Origin of the sequence: Streptomyces sp. NBC_01363, from assembly GCF_026340595.1 — a bacterium.
GTDB lineage: Bacteria > Actinomycetota > Actinomycetes > Streptomycetales > Streptomycetaceae > Streptomyces.
Genome location: NZ_JAPEPF010000001.1, coordinates 5032867 through 5047606 on the forward strand (window position 1 = coordinate 5032867; position 14740 = coordinate 5047606).

At 70.5% G+C, this 14740-nt stretch carries 10 protein-coding genes, 1 pseudogene and 3 riboswitches; of the genes and pseudogenes, 3 read left to right on the forward strand and 8 right to left on the reverse strand.

All coding sequences use genetic code 11. The features are described from left to right. Positions 1–3 precede the first annotated feature (3 nt). Complete coding sequence (locus OG611_RS22810) at positions 4–897, reverse strand: hypothetical protein (protein WP_266423160.1); 894 nt, start codon at positions 895–897, stop codon at positions 4–6. Beyond that, positions 894–3665, reverse strand: coding sequence for a prenyltransferase/squalene oxidase repeat-containing protein (locus OG611_RS22815; RefSeq protein WP_266423162.1), 2772 nt, complete (start codon positions 3663–3665; stop codon positions 894–896). Before OG611_RS22815 ends, OG611_RS22810 begins: the two co-directional genes overlap by 4 nt. Before the next feature lie 109 nt (positions 3666–3774). Continuing rightward, a riboswitch (cobalamin riboswitch) is annotated at positions 3775–3913 on the reverse strand. A 73-nt stretch (positions 3914–3986) separates the two neighbouring features. Continuing rightward, a riboswitch (cobalamin riboswitch) is annotated at positions 3987–4125 on the forward strand. Between the two features lie 113 nt (positions 4126–4238). Between OG611_RS22815 and OG611_RS22820 the strand changes: the two genes are divergently transcribed. After that, entirely contained in the window at positions 4239–5651 is a 1413-nt protein-coding gene (locus OG611_RS22820; RefSeq protein WP_266423165.1) for a hypothetical protein, read from the forward strand. A gap of 609 nt (positions 5652–6260) precedes the next feature. Here OG611_RS22820 and cobF read toward each other — a convergent pair. The 6 genes and pseudogenes from cobF to OG611_RS22850 form a co-directional block, all read right to left on the reverse strand. Further along, positions 6261–6902: pseudogene (gene cobF / locus OG611_RS22825) on the reverse strand (precorrin-6A synthase (deacetylating)); the annotation flags it as partial. A 213-nt stretch (positions 6903–7115) separates the two neighbouring features. Next, the gene (locus OG611_RS22830) at positions 7116–7877 is read right to left on the reverse strand and encodes a (2Fe-2S)-binding protein (protein ID WP_266423168.1); all 762 of its coding nucleotides are present in this window, start codon (positions 7875–7877) and stop codon (positions 7116–7118) included. Next, positions 7874–8662 carry an ABC transporter ATP-binding protein gene (locus OG611_RS22835; RefSeq protein ID WP_266423170.1) on the reverse strand — a complete coding sequence of 263 codons (789 nt, stop codon included), beginning with the start codon at positions 8660–8662 and terminating at the stop codon, positions 7874–7876. Before OG611_RS22835 ends, OG611_RS22830 begins: the two co-directional genes overlap by 4 nt. Then, the gene (locus OG611_RS22840; RefSeq protein WP_266423172.1) at positions 8659–9714 is read right to left on the reverse strand and encodes an iron ABC transporter permease; all 1056 of its coding nucleotides are present in this window, start codon (positions 9712–9714) and stop codon (positions 8659–8661) included. The genes OG611_RS22835 and OG611_RS22840 overlap by 4 nt, the downstream gene beginning before the upstream one ends. After that, entirely contained in the window at positions 9711–10691 is a 981-nt protein-coding gene (locus OG611_RS22845; protein ID WP_266423175.1) for an ABC transporter substrate-binding protein, read from the reverse strand. The genes OG611_RS22840 and OG611_RS22845 overlap by 4 nt, the downstream gene beginning before the upstream one ends. A 37-nt stretch (positions 10692–10728) precedes the next feature. Further along, positions 10729–10881, reverse strand: a riboswitch (cobalamin riboswitch). Further along, positions 10878–11282: a hypothetical protein gene (locus OG611_RS22850; RefSeq protein ID WP_266423178.1), complete on the reverse strand. Its 405-nt coding sequence runs from the start codon at positions 11280–11282 to the stop codon at positions 10878–10880. (Overlaps the previous riboswitch by 4 nt.) Before the next feature lie 589 nt (positions 11283–11871). Between OG611_RS22850 and OG611_RS22855 the strand changes: the two genes are divergently transcribed. Then, the gene (locus OG611_RS22855; RefSeq protein ID WP_266426123.1) at positions 11872–13383 is read left to right on the forward strand and encodes an FUSC family protein; all 1512 of its coding nucleotides are present in this window, start codon (positions 11872–11874) and stop codon (positions 13381–13383) included. Positions 13384–13657: 274 nt separating this feature from the next. After that, a complete protein-coding gene (locus OG611_RS22860) occupies positions 13658–14728 on the forward strand; it encodes a lactonase family protein (RefSeq protein ID WP_266426126.1) in 1071 nt (356 codons plus the stop codon). Positions 14729–14740 lie beyond the last annotated feature (12 nt).

Genomic DNA, 14740 nt, shown 5'->3' on the forward strand with positions numbered 1-14740 from the left:
CGGCTACTCCGTGCGGCGGCGCTTCGCCGCGTACCAGGCGGCGCCGCCGATGAGCAGGACGAGCACACCGGTCGCCACGGCGGGCAGGTACGAGCCCACGTCGTACTTCGCTTCGGCCGCGGGCGCCGCGTCGACGACTCTGGGCCCGGAAGCGGGCGCGCTGGACGACGGCGATGCGGAGGGGGTCGGCGAGACGCTCCCGGAGGGGCTCGGTGGTGGCGTCGTCGCGGGAGGCGTCGGGTCCGCCGGAGGCGGGTTCTCCGGCGCGGGGCCGGTGTTGACGTTCGGCGGAAGGGGTGCCGCGGTGTGGGTGTCCTCGGGGACGGGCTTGCCGCCGCCGGTGGGCTTCGTGTTCTTGGCGCGCAGTTGATCGGGGGTGACGGTGGGCCGGCCCTGGGTGCCCTCGATGTTCGTCCCGCCGAAGATCCACAGGTCCACGCTGCCGGGCTTCGGCTTGTAGAGCATGGCGCCGAGCTGGCTGTACTCCCAGGTGCTCCGTCCCGGATCGGCGTGCCAGTACGACCAGTAGGCGGAGGCCGGCGGCGTCAGGACGCAGTCGTCCTGCTGCGGTGTCGGGTACTGCTTGCCGCCCTGGTGTCCGCTGTATCCGATGCGGCAGATGAATGCGGGGCCGTCGTGGCCGGTTCCGGTGGTCCGCCAGCCGCCCTGGTTGAGGAGCTCGTACCCGGTGGTGGGAGTGGTCCCGCAGGAGCGGTAGACGGGCCCGCCCCAATGGCTGAAGTCCACGGCGAGCACGGCACCCGAGGAGGTGGTGCACTGACCCATCGGCTGAGGGGCGGCCCCGGCGGGGGCCGCGGTGGCGGTGAACGCCGCCACCGTCAGCCCCAGGGCGGCTGCGGTACGGGCCAGGGCGCGCAGGACACGACTGCTCCTCATGCCTCGCTCCCGGTGGTCTCGCGGCGGCGCCGGGCGGCGCGGGTCGCGCCCCAGCCACCGAGGACCAGCACCACGGCTGCTGCGGCGAGGCCGCCGATCTGTGCCCCGGTGGAGGCGAGGCCGCCGCCCGAGCCCGAGTTGCCGTCCGCACCGGCTCCGCCCGTCTCCTCGCCCGGGGTCACGATGTCGGGCGCCGAAGGAGAGCCGGATGGCCGGCCCGAGCCGCTGGGCGCGGGCTCCGGAGTGGTCCCGTCGAGGCTGCGCTCAAGGGTGCCGAAGGAGATGCCGGTGGCGCCGCCGACGGCCTGGGTCGAGGCGCGGACGTCGGATCCGGGCTGGCCGCCCTTGACGACATTGAACCCGCCGTCGGCGTTCTGCTGAGAGGCCAGGAACTTGCGGGCCTTGGCGATGCCGCCCGCGTACTTCGTGGCGTCCAGCGACAGGCCCTGTACGGCCAGAGCGGCGGAGTTCACGGAGTTGCCGGAGGCGCCGGGGAAGCCGCCGTCCGCCAGCTGCTGGGTGGCCAGCCATGCGAGGGCCTTGTCCACGGCCGCCTGTGAGGCGGCGTCGGGCAGCAGGTCCAGGGTCATGGCGGCCATCGCGGTGGAGTCGACCTCGGCGTCGCTCTTCTCGCCGATCAGGCTCGGCCAAGCACCCGAGGGCTCCTGAAGGCTCTTGAGATAGGCGATCGGTTCGGCCGCGGCGGCCGTCTCGCCCGCGCGGACCTGGGCCATGACGCCGAGGGACTGGGAGAAGACGGACGTGGCATAGGTGTAGTTGCCCTTGGCCGCGCAGGGGCGCGGCGTCGGCGTCTTCGCCGGGCAGATCGCCTTGGCCAGCGCGCCGATCAGGTCCTGCCCGCTGAAGTCTCTGGGGTCGCGGCCCACGACCTCGGCCAGGACGGCCGCCTTGCCGATGAAGCCGCCGCCCGCGTACTTGGTGCCGATCAGTGTCCAGTCGTGGATACCGCGGCCCTTGCCGTCCTTGCCGCCCTTGTCGAGGAAGTCGACGATGTTGCGCAGAGCGGCATTGTCGTGGCCGGTTGCGGCGAGCGCGTAGGCGCCGTCGATGGTCATGCCGAAATCGGCGAACCCGGATCCCTCGGCGTTCTCGTAGTAGTGGCCCTGTATGAGTCGTTTGTGATCGGTGAGGTAGGCCGTGCCCTTCTTCAGGTCGGGCCCGTCACCAGCCGGAGGGTTGGTCGTCGGCTCCGTGGTCGGCGGGTCGACCTTCTTGGTGGTCAGCGCGACCAGGTCGCTCTTGGCACCCGCGATGACAACCGGGGCGGTGGCGAACAACCGGGGCTCGGTCTCACCCTCCTCGAAGCCGAAGCCGCCCCCGGGGAGCTGCTGCCTGGAGAGCCAGGAGACACCCGCGTCGGCTCGGGCAGTGTCGCCCAGGGCACGCAGGGCCTGCGCCGCCCAGCCGGTGGGGCCCGCGCTGCCGGTCGTCAGGTACGAGGCGGAGGGCCAGGCACCGGTCGGGAGCTGGGACTTCTTGAGGTAGGCCCGCGCCTTGTCGACCACCGCGTCGTGGCCGCCGGCCCGCTTGAGGGCCAGGGCGATCAGTCCGGTGGAGCTCGCGTCGCTGTCGCACCACTCGCCGGCCCGGATGAGGATGCCGGTGAAGCCGCCGTCCTCGCACTGGAGTCCGGTCAGCCGGGTCACGGTGTCGGCCGGGGGCGTCACATCGCCGTTCAGCAGGGCGATGACGGCCATGGCCTGGGCGTCGGCCTGCCCGGTGGTGCGGAAGTCGCCCTTGGTGAGGCAACCGGGGATCGTCTCGCCGTCGCCGATGTCTCTCGGGCAGACGTACGTGACGAGGTCCCCGAGAAGATCGTGCCCGCCGAAGTCGCGCGGGTCCTTGCCGGTGGCCTCGGCCACGAGCGCCAGACGTGCGGCGGCCGAGGCGTCGGGAATCCCGTCCTTGCCGGCCGGGTACGCGTACGCGTCCGTCTGCGCGGGTGCGGCGAGGAACGCGGCGGCTTTCCGCGCCGCCGGGCTCTTGGGGTCGGCGGCGGCCAGGGCGTAGACGACCTCGGTGGTGAGAAGGTGGTTCGCAGTGGTGGCGCCCTCGTCGACGACACGCTCCTCGTCCGTCAGGTTCCCGGTGAGCCAGCGGGTGGCGGCGGCCACGTCGACCGAGCCGGGAGGCACGGTCGGCGGGTCCGTGGGACCGGTCGGGTCCGTGGTGGGAACTCCGCCCTTGGCCCGTACGTCGTCGGGAGAGAAGGTGGGCTTGCCGGTGGTGCCGCCGACGTCGGTGCCGCCGAACACCCAGGCGTCCACGTCGCCGTCCTTGGGGGTGCGGGACATGGCGCCGAGGGGGCTGTAGGTCCAGTTCTTCTGCCCGGGCGAGGCGATCCAGTACGACCAGTACGCGGTGGCCTGCGGGGTGAGGACGCAGTCCTCCTTGTCCGGAGTGGGGTACTCCGTACCGGTGTTGAAGGAGCCGTTGCCTATCCGGCAGATGAATCCGTCGCCGTCGTGGACGGTGCCGGTGGTGCTGAACCCGCCCTCGTGCAGCAACTCGTAGCCGGTCGTGGGGGTGGTGTCGCAGCCGCGTACCACCGGGCCGCCGAAGGGGCCGAAGTCCACTGCGACGATGGCGCCGGTCGTGGCGGTGCACTGCTCGACGGGGTCGGCGCTCGCCGGCGAGGCAGTGGAGAACGCCACTCCCGCACCGAGCATCAGAAGGGAAGCGGTCAAGAGGGACAGCAGCCGCTGTCTCCTGCTAGTTTGCCGTTTCGACTGCTGTTCGGTCCCCACGCGGCCCCTCGTCTCTGCCGGGCGGCTGCGTACGTGGCGATGCGCCCCGCCCGGCTGCTGTGCCATGGGGAGGCTGCGACGACCACGCCGTAGTCCGCGACGGCGTTCCTCGTGTCTCTGTCCCTGCTCCAGGCATTCCGGCTCACCCGGGACGAACCGGGCCTACGGTTGCGGGTCAGCGCCGGAATTCGACCGGCTTCCCCTGGTGCTGAGTGCTTATCAGCCGGAGTGCAACACGGATCCGGTCGGGCCGTCAAGATGGTGTGTGCCCCACCGGACGAATCCCGGACACCCGGGGTCCGTCCCCGTCCGAATGGCTGGCGGACCCTTGACCACTCGGGTAGCGTCCTGGGCTGCCAGATGGGGGAATCCGGTGCGAAGCCGGAGCTGACGCGCAGCGGTGTGGGACGGCGGGGGCCGTTTCCGAGCCCGAATGCCCATACGGCGCAGCAGTACATGAAGCCGTACCACGCGTTCCGGACGGCGGCTCCCGACCATGCCCGGCCGTGCCCTTGCGCGGAGAAAGCCCGGCATGCACTGGAGGCCGGCGTCCGCCGATTCCAGGAGCAGGCCATGCCCCGTCTTCGTGCTTCCCGCCGCCTCGCACTCGCGGTGCCCGCAGCGTTCGGCGCTCTCGCCCTCACCGCACTGCCAGCCCTCGCGACCTCCAGTCCCGCGCAGATAGCCACGTCCAAGACCAACGGCGTCGCCTATCTCAAGTCGCTGCAGGCGGCGGACGGTTCGTACGCCGGCTCCGGCTTGTCCAACGAGTGGGCGTTCAGCGTCTTCGCGGCCTCCGGCACAGCCGTCGTCGATGTCGCTCCGGGCGGCGACACCACGAAGAACGCCCGCACCGTCTACCGCAACCTGTTGTCCACGTCCGGCTGGCCCTCCGCCGCCCCCGTGGTCACCGATTACGAGCGGGGCGCGCTGAACGCGTACGCCGCCGGCATCGACCCGGCCCGCGTCTCCGCCTCCCGCAACCTCGTCGCCGACATCTACTCGTACTGGCAGACCGCCGAGCCCGGCTACTTCGGCCCGTCCGGAAACTTCAACGGCACCGTCTTCGCGGCTCTCGCCCTCGGCGGCGCCAAGACCCAGGTCGGCGGCGCCCGCATCCCGCAGTCGCTGACCGACTCGATGGTCACTCGTATCCGGGCCAACCAGCACGTCGACGGCGGCTGGACCTACAGCAAGGCCGAAGGCGACTCCACCGCTCTCAACTCCGCGAGCGACGTCGACATGACCGGCGCCGCGATGGCCGCCCTCTGTGTCTCGGGCGTTCCCAACACCGCCGCGGATGTCGTCCAGGCTAAGAACTTCCTCAAGGGCAAACTGGTCGCCACCACCGGGGCGTTCAACTCCCTCTACGGGGTCAACACCAGTTCCAACGGCTGGGGCGTGGCGGGCCTGAACGCCTGCGGAATCAACCCCCAGACCGGCGACTTCGTCACCGTCAACGGCAAGACGCCGATCGACTTCCTGATCGCGAACCAGTTCAACCCGGCAGGCGGCTTCAAGTACAAGCCGTCCGACACCGCGCCCTCTCCCTACTCCTCGATCGACGCGCTTCGCGCGGTCGTCGGCGGCGGCTTCACGGCTGCCCCGCCGGTCCCGGTCACTCCGGGCGCCCCGCAGTGGGTCGCCCAGCCCACCTTCACCGCGGGCACCTCCACCAAGCTCGCGCTGACCGTCGACGACGGCACCGGCAACCTCAAGGTGTGCTCGGTGTCCTTCACCCCGACCGGGACGACCACGACCCTCGGTGACGTACTGGCCGCCGCGACGAGCGGAGCCTCTCCGGCGGGCTGCGTCACGAGCGTGACCCCCTCGTCGGGCACCGGCACCATCACCGCGGTCAACGGCAAGGCCAACAGCGGCTCCAACACCTGGAAGGCCAGCGTCGACGGCTCCGCCTTCGCCGGCGTCCCCCGAGAGAAGGTGATCAACGTGGGCGACACCATCGCCCTGCGCTGGGGAGCCTGATTCCCACGGGTGAGGGCCCCGCCGTAGGGCCCTCACCCACGTTTCATGGTGAGGTACCCGCACGTCACGGTCTGCGAGGTTGTCAGGGAGACCGGTACCGCGACTGTCGCGTCAGCGTGATGTGCTGGGTCCTCAGCTCGTGTGACGTCCAGGGTCCTTCAGCGAGAACACCGGGGGAACGATGACCGCCAGACACGAACCGAAGATCGTGAGGGTCGACGGAGATTCCAGGATCGCGCTCACTGAGCAGGAGTACGAGGGCTTGATCGCCTCCAGGCGTCAACTGGGCGCACACGTTGCACGGGTGAGGACCACCCGGGACGCACTGCTGGACCTGATCGATCTGACCGAGTCCCTCGGCGCAGCGCTCGCTGAACAACACTTCCGGACGGGCGACAGTGAATCCGCGCGGGATGTCGAGACGCGGTCCGCCGTGGAATCCCTTCTCGGTGAAGCACAACGGCGAGTGGAAAAGGCTCGTCGGTTAGCCGGTGGCCGTACTGTGCCGACACCTCGTTCCCGCGAAGGCCGGTAGGCCGGTGCCGCGGGCGACGTACCCAGGACACCGGACTCCTCGCGCATGTGTGCCGACGCATTCGGCCCTTCGCCGTCGAGCGGTCCGGCGATCAGGATTTCGTCCGGAGTTCCGAGGTAGGCACCCCAATAGATCCATATGCCGCCGCCTGCGAAGTGCTGGAACGACTCGTGGGCGTCGAGCATGACGACGACATCGCCGTCGTCCTTCTGGAGGCCCTCGGGGAGCCGTCGCCCGGGAGCGATGTGGATGGGCCGGCCGACCCGGCTGAGGTTGATGCGGTGACGCGCGGCCAGAGCGGAGACGCTGCTGATCCCGGGGATCACCTCGTGCTCGAACGTCACCTCACCGCGGGCCTTGATGTCTTCCAGGATGGCGAGAGTGCTGTCGTACAAGGACGGGTCGCCCCACACCAGGAAGGCTCCACGCTCGCCCGGCGCCAGTTCGTCACGGATCAGTTGCTCGCAGACGTCGGCACGCCGACGCCGCCAGTCGTGTACCGCTTCGGCGTATCGCGAGGATTCGTCCTGGGAGCGGTCACGCCACGGATCCTCGGCTTCGACGACGCGGTACGGGCCGGGCACGTGCTCGGCGAGCATGTCCCGCCGCAGCTGTGTGAGGGGGTCCTTCTCCCGGCCCTTGCCGAGCACGAAGAAGACGTCGGTTCTGGGCATGGCCTTGATGGCGGCCAGCGTCAGCTGGTCCGGGTCACCCACCGCGCCCGGACCTTGCCGGACCGCGCGCGGTGGCCGTCCACCGGGTCGCTCCGGACGACTGGCCGGTTGTGCCGGGCGGCTGCGTTCGACCCTCGCGGCGGTCGGTCTCGTCCTGGCTGCCTGGTTCACCCAACGGCCCAATGTCGAGGTCGTCCGCCGGGACTGCGCGCCGTATTCGCTGGAACCGGCGCCTGGACCTCGGAGCCACCGGTGCTACTTCGGCCTCGTGTACGCCCGTAGCCGCTCTTCGCGGCCTGTCAGACAACAGCTCGCACAGCGCACCGCCTCCGCGCTCGTGTAGTACAGACAGCAGGTGTTGCGCAGATAGACCAGCCGCTCCGGGCCGTCCGGCGCTCGCCGGACCCTTGCGACCTCGCCCAGCGCCGCGAGTCCGCCGGGGGCGGTGTCCGCGAACTGCCGCCAGCGGGCGGCCAGCAGGTCCACCTCGGCGCCGTACGCGCACAGCGCCGTGGCGCAGCCATGGGCGATGCCGCCGAGCAACTGCCTGACCCCGGCGCGGGTGCGGCGGTGCAGCGCATCGGCGACCGGTAGCAGATGTCCGTCGAGTACGGTGCGGTGCAGCAGCCGTACGGAGTCCTCCCCGGCCCGGGGCACCAACAGCCGGGCTCTGCGCACCCGGACTCCGTCGATCCCGTGCGTGGCGGGGAGCACCAGGACATTGCCGGACCGCATGTCCGGGATCTCGTCGTACAGCGCCCAATGGAGCACGGCGGCGGCAGTGACCCAGCCCGCGTATACCGCCATCAGGGTCAGCGCGGTCGCATGGCCGGTGCGGTGGCCGCTGCCTGTGCGCTCGCGCTCCAGCAGCGTGGACAGCTCCTCGCCCGCCGGATCGGCCAGTCGGTCGGCTGCCAGCCACTGCCCTGCTTCGCTCGCGGGCGGTTCGCCTTCAGTGACCTGCCAGCGTGGCCCGTGCGGCAAGGGCGTCCAGACGGGGGAGTCGTCGTCACTCACGACAGCGGGAGGTAGACGACGTTGGGGGAGCCGGTGACCGGGTGGACGCCGATCCGGGATCGTATCCCGTAGACCTCGGCCAGCAGTTCTTCCGTCAGTACCGCGTGCGGGGAGCCGGACGCCACCAGTCGTCCGGCGCTCAGGACGAACAGCCGGTCGCAGTAGGAAGCGGCCAGGTTGAGGTCGTGCAGCACCAGCAGATTGGTGGTGCCGAGCGTCCTCACCAGGCTGAGGATCTCCAGCTGGTAGCGGATGTCCAGATGGTTGGTGGGTTCGTCGAGCGCCAGCAGCCCCGGTTCCTGGACCAGTGCGCGGGCGATCAGGGCCCGTTGCCGTTCCCCGCCGGACAGTTCCTCGAACCGCCGGTCGGCCAGGGGCGCCGCGCCGACGCGCTGGAGCGACTGGTCGATGCGGTGGACGTCGTCGGCGTCGTCCTGCTCCCAGAACCGTTTGTGTGGGCTTCGCCCCATCGCCACCACCTGGCGTACGGTCAGGCCGAAGGTGCCGGGGCTGTCCTGCGGAACGACGGCGACGCGGCGCGCCCGTTCCTTCGTGCTGAGGGCAGCGGCGTCCGCTCCGTCCAGCAGGACCCGACCCGCTGCGGGGCGCAGGGCGCCGTACACACAGCGCAGGAAGGTGGTCTTGCCGCTGCCGTTCGGCCCGACCAGGCCGACCGTCTCGCCGGGGGCGGCGTCCAGCGTGACCGCGTCGAGCAGGGTACGGCCGGCCACCTCGTAGCTGATCCCGTCGGCGGCGAGTGCCGTCGGGGACGGTGCGGGGCTCATCCGGTGATCCCTTCGGTACGGCTGGAGCGGCGCAGCAGCCAGAGGAAGAACGGGCCGCCCACCAGGGCGGTGATCACCCCGGCGGGAATCTCTTCGGGGGCAGCCACGGTCCGCGCCAGCAGATCGGCCAGCAGCAGGAAGACGGCCCCGCCGAGCGCCGTCACCGGCAGCAGTCTGCGGTGGGACGCGCCGACGATCAGCCGGGCGGCGTGCGGAACCATCAGGCCGACGAAGCCGATCGCCCCGCTGTAGGCGACCAGCACGCCGATGATCAGTGACACCAGCACGAAGACCCCGCCCCGGAAGCGTCCGGGGTCCAGGCCGAGGCTGCGGGCCCCTTCCTCCCCGGTCAGCAGCAGATCCAGCGGACGGGCCAGGCTGATCAGGAGGACGGCCCCGACGCCCAATACCACGGCGGGCAGCGCCAGTTGGTCCCAGCGGGCGCCGCCCAGGCCGCCCAGGGTCCAGAACAGGATCGCCCGCACATGCTCGGCCCGGGAGGACAACACCAGGATCAGGCTGGTGAACGCGGACAGCACGTACTGGATCGCCACCCCGGCCAGAATCAGCCGGCCCGTTGTCATGGTGCCGCCGCGCCGGGCCATCGCGTAGACGGCGACCAGCGCGGCCATGGACCCGGCGAACGCTGCGACGGGCAGCGCCACGTCGGTGGCCACCCCGGCTCCGACCCCCAGCACGACGACCACGGCGGCGCCCGCCGACGCCCCGGACGAGGCACCCAGCAGAAACGGATCGGCCAACGGGTTGCGCACCAACGCCTGGAGCACCGCGCCCGACAGGGCCAGCCCGGCGCCGACGACGGCCCCGAGCAGCACCCTGGGCAGCCGTACCTCCCACATGATCGTCGGGTACGCACCGGTGCGTTCACCGCCCAGGACCGTACTCAATACCTCGCCCGGTGGAATCCTTACCGGGCCGAGCGCCAGACCGGCCACCACCGCCGCGAGCAGCAGCACCGTGAGGACGCCGATCACGACGGAGGTCGAGCGGAGGACGGACTTCGGGCCGGAGCGGGCGGACTCCGCGCTCACGGAGTGCCGGGATGCAACTGCCCGGCCAGGTCCTGTACGGCGTCGGCGACCCGGACACCGAGCACGGCCGAGGACAGCGGGAGCACCGCGAACTTCACGTTCTTGATCGCCGGCACGTCCGCGAGTGCCGGATCGTTCAGCAGCCGCTTCTTCTTGGCCGCCACCGTTGTGCCTCCGTAGTCGTAGATCACGACCACCTCGGGCTTGCGCTTGATGACCTGCTCCCAGGACACGTCGCCGAAGGTGGCGTCGAGGTCCGCGAAGACGTTCCGGCCCCCGGCGAGCCGGACGATCTCGTTGCCGATGCCCTTACCGCCCGCCGTGAACGCGGAGCTGTCGCCGGAGTCGTACACGAACACCGAGGGATGTGCGGAGCCCTTGAGCTCCGCCTCGACCGTCGTGATCTTCTGTCGTTCCTCGGCGATCAGCTTCTCGCCGCGCTCCGGTACGCCGAAGACCCTGGCGACTTGGGTGATCTCGGTGGCGAGCTGATCGATACCGACTTTGCCCTTGGTGCAGTTCTCGATGTTCAGCCGGGTGTTGATGCCGTCCTTCTGGAGCCCCGCCCGGTCCTCGCCCTTGGCCTTGTCGAAGGCGCTGCTGTACCCGCCGTAGACGAAGTCGGGGTTGGCGCCGAGCAGCACTTCCTTGGAGGGGTACTCCTTCGCGAGCACCTTGGTCTTGGCATACGCGGACCGGTACTCCGGCAGGATGCTGTCGTCCAGGTAGGCGGTCCCGGCCAGCCGGTCCTGGAGTCCGAGGGCCAGCATGATCTCGGTGGCGTGCTGGTTCATGGTGACGGCCCGCTTCGGCGGGGCGTCGAAGGTCGTCTTCGTACCGCAGTTGGTGACGGTGTAGGGGAAACCGTCGGCGGCCGGTGCGGCCTCTGCCTCGCCCTCGCCGCCGGTGCCGCAGCCGGTGAGCGGCAGCAGAAGCAGCGGGATGAGCGCGAGGGGTACACGGCGTATCGGGGGCATGGCCGAGCCTTTCCGGGGGATGTCCTCGTCCCCTGGTCGTACGAGAAGGCGGCGCGGTCAGTATCTGGCTTCCGGGCTGCTGCAGCCCGGTCACAGTGGCGGGACCGTACCGGATTCACACCGGTTTCCTGACGCGCGTCGCCTGAGTTTTCGGAGCCCATTCTGTCAGACCGCGTATTCCGCAGGTCATGCCCCTTGCGCTGTCGGCTCTGGTCGGCCCCGGACGCCGATGTCCGCCGTCTCCGGGTCGAACGCCTCGCCCTCAGCGGCCCGTTCCTGGATCCACAACTCGCCGACCCCGGCAAGGCGATCCGCCGAAGCACCGGCCGGCGCCCCTTGAAGCGCAGCCGAGATGACGAACACAAGCGGGCCGCCCTCGTCTCCCGGGTCAGCAATCGTATGCGGCTCGTCGGATGCGACGAGCGCCTCGAAGCTCTGTCCGGCGAGCAGGCTCTCCCACTCGATCACCGCCTCGGAGGCATCGAAGTTACCGCAGCTCAATGAGCCGAGGACTCCGTCCGGCCCGCTACCCACGATGTTTGCCGCCGAGGTGTCGTCAGGGGCGATGAAGTACGTGATGACGATGCTCACCCATGCATGGTGTCTGTTCGGACTGCCCCGGGACAGCCCCCGCACGAGCCCAGGGAACCCAGCCGTAAGCCATCAAGATCACGATCTACAGCTGGAGTGCCGGCGGCAGAGAAGCTGTGGGCACCGTGGACGCGATGACGGATCGGGTGGCTATGCCTGCGGAATTTATGGACGCCAAGCAGACGGCGGAGTACCTGAACATGTCGATCTCCTGGGTGTACCGCGACGCCCCGGCCTCGGGCTCGTTCCGTACAAGTTTGGGCGCGGCCGCAACGCCAAGATCCAGTTCAAGGTTTCCGAGGTGACGGCCTGGGTTCGGCAGCAGAAGCTGCAGTGATGAGGTGGAGGTTCTGGGGCGGTGGCTGCCGTTCGCGCGCCGATGTCGCGTGAGGTTGGTCCGTTGGCTCTGATGCGGCCGGGCAAGGTGAAGATATTCTGGACCATTGGCCCAGGGGAGTGGGCTTCATTTGAACCACTAGCCCCCCAGGTGTTGAGATAGTGCTATCAATGGCGCTGCGGGTCCCCCAGGGATCTCTGTGGCGCCTTTCTCATGTCTGCGCTGGTCTATGTGCGAAAGGGGCAGGGCAACTTGCTGAAGAGGGCGTTCGTCGCACACGATCCGGGGCAGATGCGGCTGCGGTTCGCGTCCCGGGCTGTGCTCGGCATTGGGCTCGCCGTGGCGTTGTGCGGGGCGGCCGGGCACTCACTGACGGCGGCCATCACTGGTGGCCTGGCCGCGCTGCTCGCACTGTTCACGGTGACCGACCCGACGGTGCGTGGACAGGCGATCACGACCGCGTTTCTCCCCGTCGTCGGTCTCCCGGTGCTCACGCTCGCCGCCGTGCTGCACGATGTGCCCGTCGCGCGCGACCTGGCGTTCCTCGCCGTCGTGGGTGCGGGGGTGTACGCGCGGCGGTGGGGACCTCGCGGGCACTCGCTGGGCGTGTTCGGCTTTATGGCCTATTTCTCTGCCCAGTTCTTGCACACCGTGCCCGGCCAGTTGCCCGAGCTGTACGCGGCCGTGCTGCTGTCGCTCATCGCGTCGTCGGTGGTGCGGTTCGGGGTGTGGTGCTATGAGCGGCGGCTCGCGGTACCCGTGGCAGTCGCCCTTCCTGCCGGGGCAGCGGGGCTCGGTCGAATCACGACGCGGCAGGCCGTGCAAGCGACACTGGGGGCGGGGTTCGCGCTCGCGGTGGGGCAGCTGCTCTCCGATCAGCGTTGGTACTGGGCGGTCGGCGCCACCTGGTGGGTGTTCGTGGCCACGACCTCGCGAGGCGAGGCCGTCGTGCGCGGGTTCAGGCGATTCTTGGGGACGGTGCTCGGGATCGGGTTGGGCTTCGCCGTGGCTGTGCCGCTGCACCATGAGCCGGTCGTGGCCGCCGTGGTGGTGGCGATGGGCGTGTTCGGAATCTTCTATACCGCCGCTGTCTCCTATACCTGGATGATGCTGGCCGTGACCGTGATGGCCAGCATGCTGTACGGGCTGCTCGGCGTGCTCGACGCGGGTCTGCTCATGCTGCGGGTGGCTGAGACGGCGGTCGGGGCGCTCGGTGCCGTACTTGCGGTGCTGTTCGTGCTGCCGGTCACCACGCACGCGGTGACTGAGGCGTGGGTGGAGCGGGCGCTGCGGTGCGTGCGCACGTGCACGGCGGAGGCCGCCGCCCGGCTCGCCGGGAGCGAGGACGCCGACCCACCCCGGCGCGTTGTCGAACTGGAGGCGATCCTCGGCCGGGTGCGCTTGTCGCTTGCGCCGCTGGAGCATCCGCTCAACCCGATGAAGGCCCGCAAGCGACGGGCGCGGCAGGTGCTCGCGCTGCTCGACGACTGCGCACGCGAGGTGCGCGGCCTGGCCTCCGTTGCTGCCGATCCGGAGGCCTCGCACGACGTCCGGCTCGCCGCAGCCTGCTGGCGTGTGGAGGCTGCCGTCGAGGCCCTCACTGATGCGCCGACCCTCGGGCGGGACCTCCGACTCGACAACGCGCCGGCTACGGAGCCTGCGGGCGTCGAGCCGGTGCTCGCCCACCTCCATGCGTTGGAACGGGCCCTGCTCGAACTTGCCGTTCCTCTGCGGAGGTCCAGCCAAATTCCGGCCGGTGCCTGAGCCGTCGCGCGCGGCGAGAGTACGGGCTGCCGCCGACACCAGCCCCGCCATCCGCACGGCCTGGAGCGGGCACTGGCCGAACTCGCCGCACCACTGCACAGTGATCCGCGCGCCCCGCTGATCACTGCGTGAGGCGCCCGCGCGGGCGGGCCCGGCAGCCGAGGCACTGGTCTGGACCTGGCGGGTGACTGCTACCGTCGCCCCGGAAGATCACGACGGTACCGACCGTCGTGGTCAGTCGGCGGAGAGGGGCAATGCGGTGACTGGCAGTGCGGTGGGCAGCGACGACGGCGTGGTGCGGGCAATCATCGGGTCGTTCACCTCGGCGGGCGGACGGGGAATCACCGTCGCCGCCGTGGACCAGGAGACCGGGGCGCTGACCGTCCTCGGCGCCACGGACACGGTCCCCGACCCCTCGTATCTCGCCCTGGGCCATGGACCGGGGCCGGGCGGCGGCGCGCTCTACGCGGTCAGCGAGACCGAGCACGGTGCGGCGGCCGCCCTGGACATCACCGGTGACGTGCCGCAGCCGGTCGGCGGGACCCGGCCGGTGGACGGCAGCGGCCCGACCCATCTCGCACTCGCGGGCGGTCATCTGCTCACCGCCAACTACGACTCGGGCAGCGTCAGCGTCCTGCCCGTGCGGGCGGACGGTTCCCTCGGCCCGGTCGCCTCCGTGCTCCGGCACGAGGGCCGCGGTCCGAATGCCGAACGGCAGCGGGCCCCGCACGCCCACCAGGTGCTGCCGGACCCCTCGGGGAACTGGGTGCTCGGCGTGGACCTCGGGACGGACTCCGTACGGATCTGCGCGCTCGACACGACGACCGGAACACTGAAGCTGCACGGCGAGACGGCCCTGCGGCCTGGTACGGGCCCGCGCCATCTGGCGTTCCACCCCGCAGGCGGCCACGCCTACGTCCTGAACGAACTCGAACCGACCGTCACCACATGCAGGTGGAATGCCGCCGCAGGCGTCCTGGAACCGGTCGGGGAGACGTCCGTCCTGCCCGCGGAACGGGCGGAGGGCAGTGACGCGGCGACCTACCCCTCCGAGGTCGTCGTCTCGCACGACGGACGGTTCCTCTGGACCGCCAACCGGGGGCACGACAGCATCTCGGTTCTCGCCCTCGACGCGACCGGCGAGAAGGCGACCCTGGTCACGACCGTGGACTGCGGCGGGCACTGGCCGCGCGATCTCGCACTCGACCCCACCGGCCGCCGGCTGTACGCGGCCAACGAGCGGTCCGGCGACGTCACCTGGTTCGACATCGACCCGGCGACCGGCATCCCGCGTCGCGCGGGCTCGCTGGACGCCCCTGCCGCGTCCTGCGTGATCTTCGCCTGACCTCGCACCGCG